Annotated in this window: 12 protein-coding genes; 9 read left to right on the top strand and 3 right to left on the bottom strand. The window is 43.9% G+C overall.

Annotated features, from left to right (window positions below; translation table 11 throughout):
• Positions 1–129 precede the first annotated feature (129 nt).
• A complete protein-coding gene (locus BAE46_RS06645) occupies positions 130–723 on the bottom strand; it encodes a DUF3299 domain-containing protein (RefSeq protein WP_070112244.1) in 594 nt (197 codons plus the stop codon).
• Positions 724–808: 85 nt separating this feature from the next.
• Between BAE46_RS06645 and BAE46_RS06650 the strand changes: the two genes are divergently transcribed.
• From BAE46_RS06650 to moaE, 6 genes are all read left to right on the top strand, one after another.
• Complete coding sequence (locus tag BAE46_RS06650) at positions 809–1,531, top strand: ABC transporter ATP-binding protein (protein ID WP_070112064.1); 723 nt, start codon at positions 809–811, stop codon at positions 1,529–1,531.
• Positions 1,528–2,778 carry an ABC transporter permease gene (locus BAE46_RS06655; protein ID WP_070112065.1) on the top strand — a complete coding sequence of 417 codons (1,251 nt, stop codon included), beginning with the start codon at positions 1,528–1,530 and terminating at the stop codon, positions 2,776–2,778. Before BAE46_RS06650 ends, BAE46_RS06655 begins: the two co-directional genes overlap by 4 nt.
• Before the next feature lie 198 nt (positions 2,779–2,976).
• Complete coding sequence (locus BAE46_RS06660) at positions 2,977–3,363, top strand: sigma factor-like helix-turn-helix DNA-binding protein (RefSeq protein ID WP_070112067.1); 387 nt, start codon at positions 2,977–2,979, stop codon at positions 3,361–3,363.
• 407 nt (positions 3,364–3,770) lie between these two features.
• Positions 3,771–4,964 (top strand): MFS transporter, encoded by a 1,194-nt coding sequence (locus BAE46_RS06665; protein ID WP_070112069.1) that lies wholly within the window; start codon positions 3,771–3,773, stop codon positions 4,962–4,964.
• Between the two features lie 199 nt (positions 4,965–5,163).
• Positions 5,164–5,409, top strand: a complete 246-nt coding sequence (gene moaD, locus BAE46_RS06670) for a molybdopterin converting factor subunit 1 (RefSeq protein WP_070112071.1) — start codon at positions 5,164–5,166, stop codon at positions 5,407–5,409.
• 2 nt (positions 5,410–5,411) lie between these two features.
• Entirely contained in the window at positions 5,412–5,864 is a 453-nt protein-coding gene (moaE, locus tag BAE46_RS06675; RefSeq protein ID WP_070112073.1) for a molybdopterin synthase catalytic subunit MoaE, read from the top strand.
• A gap of 65 nt (positions 5,865–5,929) precedes the next feature.
• Here moaE and moeA read toward each other — a convergent pair whose 3' ends face one another.
• Complete coding sequence (gene moeA, locus BAE46_RS06680) at positions 5,930–7,165, bottom strand: molybdopterin molybdotransferase MoeA (RefSeq protein WP_070112075.1); 1,236 nt, start codon at positions 7,163–7,165, stop codon at positions 5,930–5,932.
• 174 nt (positions 7,166–7,339) lie between these two features.
• Here moeA and BAE46_RS06685 point away from each other — a divergent pair, with 174 nt between their 5' ends.
• Together BAE46_RS06685 and BAE46_RS06690 are read left to right on the top strand one after the other, a co-directional pair.
• Positions 7,340–8,260 (top strand): polyprenyl-phosphate transporter, encoded by a 921-nt coding sequence (locus BAE46_RS06685; RefSeq protein ID WP_070112077.1) that lies wholly within the window; start codon positions 7,340–7,342, stop codon positions 8,258–8,260.
• A gap of 320 nt (positions 8,261–8,580) precedes the next feature.
• Positions 8,581–9,252 (top strand): HAD family hydrolase, encoded by a 672-nt coding sequence (locus BAE46_RS06690; RefSeq protein ID WP_006005614.1) that lies wholly within the window; start codon positions 8,581–8,583, stop codon positions 9,250–9,252.
• A 92-nt stretch (positions 9,253–9,344) separates the two neighbouring features.
• On the opposite strand, the gene BAE46_RS06695 is transcribed toward BAE46_RS06690, so the two are convergent.
• Positions 9,345–10,421 (bottom strand): NADH:flavin oxidoreductase, encoded by a 1,077-nt coding sequence (locus tag BAE46_RS06695; protein WP_006005612.1) that lies wholly within the window; start codon positions 10,419–10,421, stop codon positions 9,345–9,347.
• A 618-nt stretch (positions 10,422–11,039) separates the two neighbouring features.
• Between BAE46_RS06695 and metH the strand changes: the two genes are divergently transcribed.
• On the top strand, positions 11,040–14,774 hold the full coding sequence (gene metH / locus BAE46_RS06700) for a methionine synthase (protein WP_070112080.1): 3,735 nt from the start codon (positions 11,040–11,042) through the stop codon (positions 14,772–14,774).
• Position 14,775 lies beyond the last annotated feature (1 nt).

A 14,775-nucleotide genomic window follows, 5' to 3' on the forward strand; every position in this document is an offset into this window, starting at 1 on the left:
GCAAGACTACAAACCATATTAGGCAACATGCGATTATGAATTTGACCAGTTTTATAAGCATGCTGTTACCATACCGACAAAGACAATTGAACTCATTGATTATGCATTAACCTACGTATAAGTGATTGTTTAATCGTCATAAGGACTGATCCCTTCGAGTCGCAAACTATAGGCCGCCTTACCTAATAGATTGTTTGTTATTTCAATTTTGATCTGCCCCTCAAACCAAAATGCATCTTGTAAATTATTTAAGCGTACTTTTTTATCTGTTTTGACATGCAGTATTTGATTAGGTGGAGGCGGCGGAAAGTGCAGGCAGGCACCAAAATAAGGAACAATGAAGAACTCACTTATGTTCTGTTTTTCGTCAGACACCAAAGGGACAATAAAACCTGGAATACGTATGCGCTGATTATTAAAGTCTTCTATTATGCGCGTTGAACTTAGTGCTTGACGATATCTGGCTGAGCGTGGATCGTCGGTATCACCCGTAAGCATCATGTCTAATGAGTCAAGGCGTGATCCTTCCTCTATTTCATCAAAATAAGAGGGTGGATTTAATAAGGCCTCTAAATCATCACTGGGCATTAATGCAATCCATTCTATTTCAGCGTATTTTATTTCATCTTCTTTAGTTTCAACGCCGTGGAGTGTCTTTGACCATAATGAAGCAAAGATAAGCATAAGCATTGTTGCACGGACAAGATAAAAAACTTGAGTCATGTGGTTATTTCGAGTCTGTATAGCAATATGTTTAAACATGTTATAACATAACGTAAATTGAATGTGAAAAGATATCCGTCTGTTTATGGATTCAACAAGCGATATAAAAAGCAAGCAGCAAGTTGAACTTGCCATTAAATTAGAAAACATGAGTTACAAGTATGATAAAACTCGGATTAAACCCGATTTATTTGTTGCTGATTGGCAAGTTCAAGCTCGCCAGCATGTTTTTTTAAAAGGTGAGTCGGGCTCAGGTAAAACCACACTTCTGAATCTACTGGCGGGTGTATTAGTACCTAACAGCGGCGAAATCACCTTACTTGGAGAACCGTTCTCACAGTTAAGTCCACAAAAAATAGATGCCTTCAGAGCCAAGCATATTGGCGTTGTATACCAACAATTTAATCTTATTCCTTTTGTATCAGTGCTTAAAAATGTGCAGCTTGCTGCTCATTTTGGCGGTACTTGTGCCGACCAAGTGGAGCAAACACTTGCTGACTTGCTGCCTAAGCTAGCGTTGTCGACTGACTGCCTCAGGCAAGCGGCGGGTGAGTTAAGTGTAGGTCAGCAGCAGCGAGTAGCGATTGCCAGAGCATTGATTAATCATCCCGACATACTCTTAGTCGATGAGCCTACTTCTGCCCTAGATTCTGCTGCCCGCGACGCGTTTATGGAGGTGTTGCTGGCCTTATGCAATAAATTTAACACAACGCTATTGTTCGTAAGCCACGATCCGCAATTACAGGAATACTTCAAATCTAGAATAAATATTGCGGAATTAAATACCGCTCAAGGAGACGCTATATGATGTTTTCCTTTGCTTGGGACAGTATCAAAAATAGACGTAAATCGGTTTTCTTAACCTTTATTTCCTTGGTCATCAGTATCAGTGTACTGATGAGTGTTGAACACATTAGAGCGCAAGCGAAAGAGAGTTTTAATCGAACTGTTTCTGATGTCGACTTAATTGTGGGCGCCCCTAGTGGACAACTCAACCTTCTTTTATATTCTGTTTTTCGCATGGGCAGCCCAACCAGTAATATTAGTTGGCAAAGCTTTACAACCTTGAACGAACTTGAGCAAGTCAAATGGGCGATTCCGATTTCGCTGGGCGATTCACATCAAGGATATCGAGTGTTAGGAACCTCAGGCGCGTATTTTGAGCATTTTAAATATGGTAATCAGCAGCCGTTGACACTGTCTTCAGGGCAAGCATTTACCACTACCTTTGAAGCCGTTATTGGTGCTGAAGTGGCAAAGCGCCTAAATTATGTGGTAGGCAGTGAAATAATAATTGCACACGGCATTGGTGCAGTGAGCTTTAAAAACCATGACCAAAGTCCTTTTGTCGTAAGCGGCATTTTAGCAGCAACGGGCACACCGGTTGATAAGACCGTGCATGTCACCCTTGCAGGTATAGAGGCTATTCACTTGCCACCCGCGCAACTTAGGGCATTTATAAACCAACAGTCATCTACCCAGATGCCTGAGGCGCTAACGCCCTCGTCAATTTCTGCTGTGATGCTGGGCTTAGAATCCAAGATGAGTGTTTTTACACTGCAGCGCAGTATCAATAACTACCAAGGGGATCGTCTTATGGCGATTATGCCCGGCATTGCTTTAGCCGAACTGTGGCAGCTAATGAGTATGGTAGAAAATATCTTGATTATCATCAGTATTTTGATTTTAGTATCTTCGTTGATTGGACTAGCAGTAATGCTGCTGTCATCGATGCGAGAGCGGCGCAGAGAAATTGCTATTTTGAGAGTTATTGGCGCACGCCCTCGTGTTTTGTTTTCACTCATTATGACCGAGGCTTTATTGTTAGTGGGTGCGTCTATAGTCAGCGCCTTGGTTTTGCTCAATCTAGGTTTCTTCCTACTCGGTGGATGGTTGGCAGCAAGTTATGGCTTGTTCATAGATGCAAACATATACACGCTTAATTCACTTATACTGTCCATAGTGGTGTTAGCATGTGCGGGGCTAATTACCTTATTCCCCGCTATTGATGCATATAAAACTGCATTGCATAGCAGTTTGTCATCAACTGGATAGCCCCAAATGGTTTGCACATAGTGCTTGCATACCGGTGTATTGTTTAGGGGGTACAAAGTGAAGTACTTTTTTACCCTTCTTTAAAAAACTGAGTAAAACAATAATATAATCCCCTAAATGGCGGCATAATGTAAAAAATTGCATGCTCATGGATAGCAATGCGGTAAGTACAATTTAAAAGACAGAATTAAAATAAGTATGACCACGTTGTCTCTTGTTAGCGCTAGCGCAGTAACTGATAAAGCTGATTATTACAAGTCTGGGCAAGGTACTGTGCTCACATGGATGATTAGTATTGTTCGATATCGTGCATTAGACATGTTACGCCATAAAAAAATACGGCAGACCCATTCAGATGAAGAGTTTAATCCAATGATGAATGACGGAGATTCTTTAAGTAGTGCTACTGGTGAATTACCTCCCAATAAAATACATTCATGCATGGATGAATTAAACATTCAACAGCGCCAAGCTATCCACTTAGCCTATTTTAATGGTTTTACGCATTCGGAAGTAGTCTCGCATTTAGGTTCGCCTTTGGGCACGGTTTCAGTTTACTGGATATTTGAAAGGCTTTTCACATGAATTCCTATTGTCTGTTAAGCGGTTACACAGGATAGTAATGTGTCGGTTCATGAAAACTTTCGATTTTAATAAATAACGACAGCAAATGAGTAAAAATTATGTAGCGTGTTCTCGTTTCCATCGTCATGTAGTTTAGGTATGATTAAAATACTGAAAGGTCAAATATAATAGATATAATACCCCGCTTTTTCTTGATATGCTCGTGACACATAGCGCCAGTATTGTGTAAATTTCTTATGAGGTTTGTTAAGTCACGATTCGGCTGACCGTTATTCGCGTTACTAATATGGCAATACATAGCGCAATTAAATAGCGCAATCAAATAGCGTAATCAAATAGCGCAAAACACAGCGCAATACATCGCGTAGACAAAGACGCAATTATCAACGCAATTTATAACGAACCATATGACACAAACCCACACCACGAATATTTTAGCTAAACGCACACTCTTGCTTGCGGCCGCCGCTATAGGGTTTGCACAAACCGTATTGTTTGCAATTTTGGCGCCCCTTGGAAGAGAAGTGGGCTTGGTGGAAGTGCAAATTGGTGCGATTATTTCTTCTTCGTCTTTAACCTTATTTCTGGTAAGCCCTTTGTGGGGACGTGCAAGCGACGTTTGGGGCAGAAGAAAAATCCTCTTAATAGGGCTGTTTGGTTATTCTGCTGGCACCATAATGTTTGCTGGCGTTTTCCAAATGGCGCTTCTGGGCTACCTTATTCCTATTACCGCGCTGGTGCTTTTAATAGTGACTCGTGTTGCTAATGCAACGGTAATGGCGGCTGTATCGCCATCAGCGAGTGCCTACATGGCCGACATCACAACCGTAGAGGACCGTGTTAAAGGCATGGGTGCCATTGGGGCTGCAGGTAATATAGGAGCAATATTAGGCCCGGCGATTGGCGGATTGCTTGCCAGTATCAGTTTACTCGCGCCGCTATATTTTTCGGTGTTTATCACCTTAGTGGTGGCGGTTTTAACACTTTATACCTTGCCTGAATTGCCAAAAAAAACGGTGATAAAAAAACAACCAAGACTCAAATATACTGACCCAAGAATATTTCCGCTTATTGTGGCCGGGGTGCTTTTGTTTATGGGCTTTGCCATTGTGCAGCAAACTATTGCGTTTCGTTTTCAAGATGAACTGCAGCTAAGTGGTGTGCAAACGGCTAAAATTGTGGGGATTAGCTTGATGTTTTCAGCCGCAGCGGCTCTATTCGTGCAGTTATTAGTGATACCTCGCCTGTCGGTAAGACCATTTGTGCTGCTTAGAATATCAATGCCCATAATGATGATCGCTTTCGCCATTATGGCCTTGGGCCATACTCAGAATATGTACATATTGTCTATGTGTATTCTTGGTATTGGTATGGGCCTTGCTGGGCCTGGGTTTATGGCCGGCGCTTCCTTGGCTGTTTCATCGACAGAGCAGGGAGCAGTGGCAGGCATAGCTGGTTCCTGTCCGCCTTTAGGTTTCGCGATAGGCCCCTTACTAGGTACTTACCTATACTCAATTGATGGCGCGCTACCCTACTGGTTTGCTTTTGGAAGTTACTTCATATTATTTTTCTTTACGCTTAAATTTAAAGACAAAAGATAACTTCCAGCGTTTATCTTTGCCTACGTTATCAAAATAAGCAGTATAATCGTGACCGTCACTGTATAGGCACCCGCTGCGCGTAATTTTAGTATGTGAAATATCGTGAGCCATTATGCGTTGCAGGTGGGACTGCCGTATTAATGAAGATTAATATTCTTAGCAATTGGCGCTGCCGAGCTAAGGTAATGGAGAAAAATAAATGTTACGAATACTATTTTTTGGCAGCATACGAGAACAACTTCAGACATCTTCAATTGATGTAGAATACGCAGGCGAAGAAACCGTAAGCGATTTGATGGCTAAACTAATTAAAAAGGGAGAACGTTGGCTTATACTCGAAGAACAAGATGTTTTAGTCGCCGTGAATATGACCTTATGTGGCAAAGATGCCGTCATAAATAGTGGCGATGAGCTTGCCTTTTTTCCACCTGTAACAGGAGGTTAATGATGATTACCGTGCAGCAAGAAGATTTTGATCATGGCCGCGAATATGAGGCCCTGCGCGAGCTCGCCAATCGCGACGGCGCAATCGTCACATTCACCGGTCTGGTGAGGGATTTTAATAGCCAATGCTCAGTATCAAATGTTGTTATTGAGCACTATTCTGGCATGACCGAAAAGTATTTAATGCAAATTTGTAGCGACGCCAAAAAACGCTGGAACTTGGGTCAAGTGCGCATTATCCATCGAATTGGTACTATTGAAGCGTTTGAACAAATTGTGTTTGTGGGTGTGAGTTCTAAACATCGACAAAATGCATTTGAAGCCGCTCAGTTTATTATGGATACTTTAAAAACCACCGCGCCTTTTTGGAAACAAGAAACCACTGCTAAGGGAACGCAGTGGGTAAAGCGCAAAGACAGCGACGAAGCAGCGGCAGCGAAATGGTCCGGCGCTTAGCGTCGTTACTAACAAGAAATTTTACGCAAATACCCAAGCTATCAATGGTGCACTGGCGATAATATCTATTCGCTAATAATATGGTTGAATGGCTGTACCTGGACAGGTTCTCCCTTTAACACGTCTCCTGTGTCGCTTTCAAATACCGCGTAGCAGTTGCTTTTGCGAAAACACGACAGTACACCAGAGCTTTGTGAGCCACTAGGTTCAACGCTCACTATGCCAGCATCGTTAACGAAGTAGTGTGCTCGTTGATAATCGGTTCTCCCGGGACGCTTTTTAAAATCCCTTATGGCCACGCCTTGAAGTGTTACCGCAGTGAAACTCCGACTGCCCGCAAGATAAGCCAACGCAGGAGCCACTATTTTGTCAAAAGTTACGGCTGCCGAGACAGGATTGCCGGGTAAGCCAAAGAAAATACTGTTTGAAAGCCTGCCAAATGCCAATGGTTTACCCGGTTTAATAGCGAGTTTCCAAAAATCTATACTGCCGTATTGCGCTAAAACTTCACGCGTGTAATCGGCTTCCCCTACCGACACGCCGCCGGTGGTAATTACGCAGTCAGCATATTGGTTAGCATGTTCAAACGCTGCTTGGATTTTGACTTTATTGTCGGCAATAATACCTAAATCTATTACCCTGGCCCCTAGTCTAGACAGCATTGCAATGAGCATTGGGCGGTTCGAATCAAATATTCTATCGTTTCGCTGAGCTTGCCCTGCTGCAAGCAGTTCGTCGCCGGTGGTAAAAACAGCTACACATAGCTGCCTATAAACATCCACCTCGTTAATGCCTAACGATGCTAGTAGTCCAATATCTACCGGATTTATGCGTGTTCCCGCCTGCAGTACAGTCGCGCCTTGTTTTATATCGTAACCAGCACGGCGTATTGCATCATCTTTTGTTACCGAGTGAAAGGTAATTTGCTTGCCGTCTACGCGTGCATTTTCTTGCATTACAACGGTGTCGGCTCCCTTGGGGATTTCAGCACCGGTCATTATGCGAACACATTCGCCTGCCTTTAGCTGCCCTTCAAATTTAGCACCCGCGAAGCTTTTGCCTACTTGACGTAAGGTTTCACAGGCTATAAAACTGTCATACTTCAGGGCATAACCGTCCATAGCCGAATTATCATAAGCGGGTACGTTTATAGGAGACACTATATCGTGTGCAATTATGCGGTCTAAGCACGCGTTAAGATCACATAGAACCACTTCACTGATAGGCGAAATGGCTTTTTGCATTAATTGTTTGGCGTAATGTATTGGCATTAAACCTGATGTATCACCGGTAGAATTCATTTTGTACACTCCATTACTGTAATGTACATTATACATTACCTTGGAAGCCTGTTGCATAGTCTAATAATGTGTTTTATTCTCTGCGTCTTATTTATATAGCACACCTATTGCACACCTATAGCAAGCTTATTGCGCCGCATATTACACGCTAGCATTTTACGTTAAGGAACAGATTTGCGTCATCTTTCAGACTATTTTAAAGGTATGGCAATGGGTGCAGCCGACGTTGTTCCCGGCGTTTCGGGCGGCACGATTGCCTTCATAACCGGCATACTTAATCCTCTTTTAGATGGTATTCGCGCAATTAAGCCTTCTTTGTTTGGCGTGATTAGGCGAGAAGGTTTTAAAGCCGCTTTTATGCATATAAACGGCCGGTTTTTATGCACCGTTCTTGCGGGGATTTTAACCAGTATTTTTACGTTTGCTAAGCTTATTTCTTGGCTGTTGACCAACCATCCTATCCCGCTGTGGTCATTCTTTTTCGGTCTCATCTTATTCTCAGTCATTCACATGCTAAAGCAGGTAAGCGCCTATAACTTGTCAAGAGTAGTGCTGTTTATCGCCGGCGTTATCTTTGCATGGTTCATCACCGTGCTAAACCCTGTTGAATTAGAAGTGAGTTATTTGAACTTCTTTATCGCTGGCTGCATAGCTATTTGCGCAATGATTCTGCCGGGTATTTCGGGTAGCTTTATTCTGCTGTTGTTAGGGCTTTACCCTGCGGTACTAGCTGCGGTAAAAGGGTTTGATGTATTGATGCTGGCTTGTTTTGCCATGGGCTGTGTTGTAGGGCTGTTGAGTTTTAGTCACGTGCTGTCGGCATTACTGCGTCGTTTTCACGATGAAACGCTGCTGTTTCTGACTGGCTTAATGCTGGGTACTTTGGGTATAATATGGCCTTGGAAAGAAGTACTGAGCTGGCGTGAGAACTCTCAAGGGGAGACGGTTCCTTTCGCCATGCAAAATCTTTCACCCATGCAGTTTGAGCAAGTAACAGGCCAGCCTTCTGAAATAGTGCCTGCGATTATGTGCCTGCTGGTTGGCATTGGACTAGTGTGGAGCTTGGAGAAGTTCGGCCAAAAGTCTCGGACTTAATAAACAAAAAATACGCGTAAGAGATGGGTTAATTTTGTAAAGGCTGTTGGAGCATAAAGGTGCCTTGTAGAAAGTCTTGTTAGACCTTAAATAATTGAGATACAGTATTAAAATAACATTCACAATTATGAAAAGGCCTTGCCATGACAGCATCATCTACCCTGCTTGACAGACTCTATTTTGGTGAAAGTCCACGCTGGCGAAAAGGCTAGGCTTTCACAATAAATCATGGCTGTTACAGGGCCAGTAGCTAAGCATTCATGAACTCAATCAATATTCACAGCGTAAAAGCGAAAACGAATATAAAATAAAGGTAAAATATGAAAGCTATTATTTTTGGAGGCATAGGGACGATAGCAAACACTTCTTATCTTCAACGAAAATCGTTTAATGCCGCATTTGAAAAACTGTCTATCAACTGGCATTGGGGTGAATTAGAGTATAAAGAATTGCTAGTACAATCTGGTGGTCAAGATCGTATCGAGCAATACAACAAAGTGCATAAGGGTTTGCCTAAAGATGTGACGTCAGTTGACATACACGCTTTAAAAACAAGCCTGTTTCATGAATTTATGAACAGTACTACGTTGCCTCTTCGCCCCGGCGTTCGATGGGTAATAGAGCAAGCAAAGCTAAACAATATGAAAATTGCTTTTGCCACGACCACCAGCGCCGAGAATATACGCAATTTGTTGAACAGCGCTGAATTAGATCCCGCTACATTTGACCTTATTTGTAATTCTACAGTGGTTGACAGGTATAAGCCTGATCCTGAGGTTTATGAATATTGTTTGAATACCCTGAAGCTGTTGGCCAGCAACTGTATGGCAATTGAAGACGCTAGTGCAGGCCTCGATGCGGCGGTAGCTGCCGGTATCAATTGTGTTGCTTTTCCAAACGAGTACACTGCCAGACATGACTACAGCAAAGCGATAGAAAAAGTGGAAAACTTAGAAAGAGCCGTGCACTTAAGGTCTTTTTTCACTACTTAAGAGCTGAGTTAGTGAATCAATAACAATACTCAATTAAATAGGTCAATACTTCAAGCTAAGATCAAGACGGCAGAGCCGCCATGTTGTCACGTTTATCCTTTTACAAAACCATCCCAAGCCTTCATATATTTTACGAAGGGCTCACTTAAGCCTTCTTTCGTTAAATAAGCTTCGCTTACCGGCAGCTTTATAGGTTCAAAAAGAGGGTTGTCCATAACAAGTTTAGGAAAGTCGTGATGTAAAATGGCTGAGCGGCCAATAGTCACAAAATCAACACCCGCGTCTAAAACAGCCTGCACGTCTTTGCCGGTGTTAATTTGGCCTGCGACCGTTAATTTTACATCCTTATAATCAATTTCAGTAAAGTGATTCAGCAGATCCTTATGCTGATGTTCTTTTTCTGCGGCTTGCTTAAAGGTATCCCACAGTGATAGGTCTAGAAAATCGATGTCGTGTTCATTTATGAGCAGCTTGCACACGGTTTTGACTTCGCTTAACTGCATGCCAAATCGTTCTGGTGATAAACGCACACCCAGCAAAAACTGACTCCCGCAGCTTGCGCGAATGCCGTGTACAATTTCAAAGAGTAGCCGTGCACGATTTCGCAAGCAGCCGCCGTACTCGTCGTCACGCGTATTTATTTCAGCGCTTAAAAACTGCGTTAAAATATAGCCGTGAGCGCCATGTACTTCCACGCCATCGTAGCCACTTTGCTGTGCGCGCTGGGCTGCGATAATGAAATCATCGCGTAGCTGATGCACTTCAGCTAATGACAGGGCGCGAGCATTATATTTTTCAATAGATGACGGGCACACAGGCTGTTGCTTAGTTGACGCTTCATTTGCACGCATACCGGCATGATGAAGCTGAATAATGGCCAAACTGTTATTGGCTTTAATGCTCATGGTTAAACGCCGATGACCTGCAATGTGTGCATCACTATATATACCTAACTGTCCCTCAAAGCCCTTGCCCACAAACTGCACGTGCGAGGCACAGGTCATGGTTAAGCCAAAGCCACCTTGTGCACGCATAGTTAACCAGCGGTACTCTTCCTGGGAAAGCGTTCCGTCGTCATTGCTTTGGGTGTTTGTTAGCGGCGCTAACATAAACCTATTAGACATAATAAGGCCGTTTTTGAAGGTCAGTGGAGCTGAAGATTGAGACATATAGTTCTTTTTTTGTTTAACACGTAGCGTGTTTATTAATAAGTTTCAATGTTAACGCTTAAGGCTGTAAATCACAAAGATAATAGTTTACTTTTAAAGCCCTGTTGTTAACCGAAGCGCAAATACGACGCATGTCGCATAATCGTAAATTGTTAATACTAAGCTAATTTAAAAAACTAAACTGCTAAAACTGAAAGATTATTAATTGTGGCTTAGAATTTGCGCTTTCAACCGACTATCCCAGTGGCGATAACAACATTTCTTATGAGCACTCTCGACAAAAGCCATATCAAGACATTTTGACAGTAAGTCAAGAGCATGAAAAAAGCGATGCAAAATCCTCAGACTCAATTACCTAATAGAAGAGGTATGCAAGCCCACCTGCACTGAGAGTATGAACGAAGCAAGCGCGCTAAGCAGCCGTTTATATTGCCGATAAACACTTATATGAAACTAAGAAAGCGGCAAAAACCAAGTCGTTCCCTGTGTCTATCAGCAACATATTGCTTATCAAAATAGGCTATCACAAAACAGAAGAGGGTTTGATTGCTTTTTTCTTTCATTTAGCCATCTAAACGTCTATACTTCTATTTATCAATATTTACCTACGGACGTATCGTGGCCAAACCGCAACAATTTCCTTCTAGCTTACTTGAGCAACAGCTAGCAAAACGTATTTTACTGCTAGACGGTGCTATGGGAACCATGATCCAGGCATATGATTTTTCAGAAGAAGACTACAGAGGCGAGCGTTTTGCCAACTGGTCATGCGATGTCAAAGGCAACAACGACCTGTTGGTGCTAAGTCAGCCTCACATTATTAGCACAATCCACCGCGAATATTTGGCAGCAGGCGCGGATATTTTAGAAACCAATACCTTTAACGCCACCCGTATTGCCATGGCTGACTACGAGATGGAAAATTTAAGCCGTGAAATTAATGTTCAAGCGGCCAAAATAGCGCGCAAAGTCGCAGATGAATACACCGCGTTAAACCCCGACAAGCCACGTTTTGTTGCCGGCGTATTGGGTCCAACGAATAGAACCTGCTCAATTTCACCCGATGTAAACGACCCTGCTTTTAGAAACGTGACCTTTGACGAGCTAAAAGACGCTTACATTGAATCTATCTTAGCGCTGCTTGAGGGCGGCGCCGACATTATAATGATAGAAACTATTTTCGACACGCTAAACGCTAAAGCCGCAGTATTTGCTGTTGAACAAGTGTTTTCAGACTTAGGCAAACGCTACCCCGTGATGATTTCAGGCACCATTACCGACGCCTCAGGCAGAACTCTTTCAGGCCAAACCACCGAAGCCTTTTATAATTCACTGGCACATGCGAAGCCTATTTCATTTGGCCTTAACTGCGCGCTTGGGCCTAAAGAGCTGCGTCAATACGTTGAAGAGCTAAGCCGCATAAGCAGCTGCGCGGTGTCGGCTCACCCTAATGCTGGCCTGCCTAACGCGTTTGGCGGATACGATCTTGACGCCCAAGAAATGAATGAACATATTAAAGAGTGGGCGCAGTCTGGACTGCTAAACATTGTAGGCGGCTGTTGCGGTACCACACCAGAGCATATTCGCGTGATGGCTGAGGTACTCGCCAATATTCCCCCACGGATAATCAAAGACATCAAAGTAGCCTGTCGTTTATCAGGACTGGAAGCCTTAACTATAGACGCTAAGAGTTTATTTGTTAACGTAGGTGAGCGTACAAACGTGACAGGTTCAGCTTTGTTCAAAAAGCTCATTGTTGAAGAATTGTATGACGACGCCCTGTCGGTGGCTTTACAGCAGGTAGAAAACGGCGCGCAAATTATCGATATCAACATGGATGAAGGCATGTTGGACTCAAAAACCGCCATGCAGCGCTTTTTGAACATGATAGCGGGTGAGCCTGATATTGCCAAAGTCCCCATTATGATTGATTCGTCCAAATGGGACATATTGGAGGCGGGCCTAAAGTGTGTGCAGGGTAAAGGTATTGTCAACTCCATCAGCCTAAAAGAAGGCGAAGACAACTTCCGTGAGCAAGCCGAGCTTATTCGCCGCTATGGCGCTGCGGTGATCGTTATGGCGTTTGACGAAGTGGGTCAAGCCGATACCCGGGTGCGCAAATTTCAAATTTGCCAGCGCGCCTATAATATTCTCGTAGATGAACTTAACTTTCCGCCCCAGGATATTATATTCGACCCGAATATTTTTGCCGTGGCCACCGGCATTGAAGAACACAACAATTACGCGGTCGATTTTATTGAAGCGGTTGCCGATATTAAAAAGAACTTACCCCACGCCATGATCTCCGGCGGCGTGTCAAACGTGTCGTTTTCGTTTCGCGGTAACAACGCCGTGCGCGAGGCCATTCACGCCGTATTTCTGTACTACGCTATTAAAAACGGCATGGACATGGGCATTGTTAACGCCGGCCAGCTAGCTATATTAAAAGATGTGCCCGCCGATTTACGAAAAGCAGTAGAGCACGTGGTGCAAAATAGCGATGACGGCGCAACCGAAAGACTGCTAGACGTAGCGGCAAAATACAGCAGCACCGGCGGCGCAAAAAGCAGCGTTTTAGACTTAAGCTGGCGTGAATTAAGCACCCATAAACGTCTAGAGCATGCTTTAGTAAAAGGCATTAACGCCTTCATTATTGAAGACACCGAAGCTGCCAGACTCGAAGCCAAGATCCCCCTTCACGTTATTGAAGGCCCTTTAATGGACGGTATGAACATAGTGGGCGACCTATTTGGTGAAGGCCAGATGTTCTTGCCTCAGGTAGTTAAATCGGCGCGGGTAATGAAGCAGGCCGTGGCCCATTTGCAGCCATTTATTGAAGAGGGAAAAACCGAAATTACCGACAATGGCAAAGTGCTAATGGCCACTGTTAAAGGTGACGTACACGACATTGGTAAGAATATTGTAGGCGTGGTGCTGCAGTGCAATAACTTCGCCATTACCGATTTAGGCGTAATGGTTGCGTGTGAAAAAATACTCACTACCGCTCGCGAGCTTAAAGTAGACGTAATTGGTCTTTCGGGCTTAATCACGCCGTCTTTAGATGAAATGGTGCACATTGCCAAAGAAATGCAGCGTCAAGGCTTCACCATTCCCTTGTTAATTGGCGGCGCGACGACTTCAAAAGCGCATACCGCAGTAAAAATTCAGCCGCATTATAAGCATGGAGTGGTATATGTGCCCAACGCATCGCGCTCGGTGTCGGTGGTGCAAACCTTGCTAAATAGTGGCAAAGCTGAATTTTTAGCTAACATAGACAAAGAGTACGAAAAAGTGCGCGCCCGCCATTATGCGAAGGGTCCTCGTTCTACCCTAGTGAGTTTAGAAAAAGCACGCGCTAATGCCGTGCCGCTTAGCTTCGATAAATACGTGCCGGTAAAACCACAGAAACTTGGCGTGACTGTGCTTAACGATGTACCTTTAGACATTGTGCGTGAATATATAGACTGGACGCCGTTTTTCATGACTTGGCAGCTAAGCGGAAAGTATCCACGCATACTAGAACATGAGCTTATAGGCGAAGTTGCCACCGATTTGTTTAACGATGCCAACAAGATGCTAGACGAGATCATTGGCAATAAAAGCATTTGTGGGAAAGCTGTATTTGGTTTGTTCCCCGCCAATAGAGTGGGGGATGACATTGAAGTGTACCTTGATGAAAGCCGCACCAAAGTGAATAAAAAGCTGTGCCAGTTACGCCAGCAAAGTAAAAAACCCACGGGCCAGTTCAACCGTTGTTTAAGTGACTATATAGCGCATAAAAATGACGGTATCGAAGATTATATAGGCGCGTTTGCGGTATCTGCTGGCTTTGGTGGGGATGCACTCGTTGCCCAATATGACAAAGAAAACGATACCTACAACAGTATTTTATGTAAAGCGGTGACGGATCGTTTAGCCGAAGCGCTAGCAGAATACTTACATCAGCAAATTCGCATGGTGTATTGGGGTCACACTAAAGATGAAAAGCTTGATAACACCGCCCTCATTCGCGAATCTTACCAAGGTATTCGCCCCGCGCCTGGCTACCCGGCCTGTCCTGAACACACTGAAAAAGGCGTGCTGTGGGAACTACTAGACGTTGAAAATAACATTGGCATGACGCTCACTAGTAGCTTCGCCATGTGGCCCGGCGCAGCGGTAAGCGGCTGGTATTTCGCCCACCCTGAATCTAAATATTTTGCAGTGGCAAAGCTTACGCAAGATCAGGTGCACGACTATGCCAAGCGCAAAAACATGCATGTAAAAGAAGCTGAGCGTTGGCTGGCGGCGAATTTAGACTATGAGCCTGAGCAGGCTGAAACCGTCGTTCAGGCTGAACTGGCTGTTGTATAAG

The sequence above is a fragment of the Glaciecola punicea genome, from assembly GCF_001756615.1.
In the GTDB taxonomy this organism is placed as follows: Bacteria; Pseudomonadota; Gammaproteobacteria; order Enterobacterales; family Alteromonadaceae; genus Glaciecola; species Glaciecola punicea.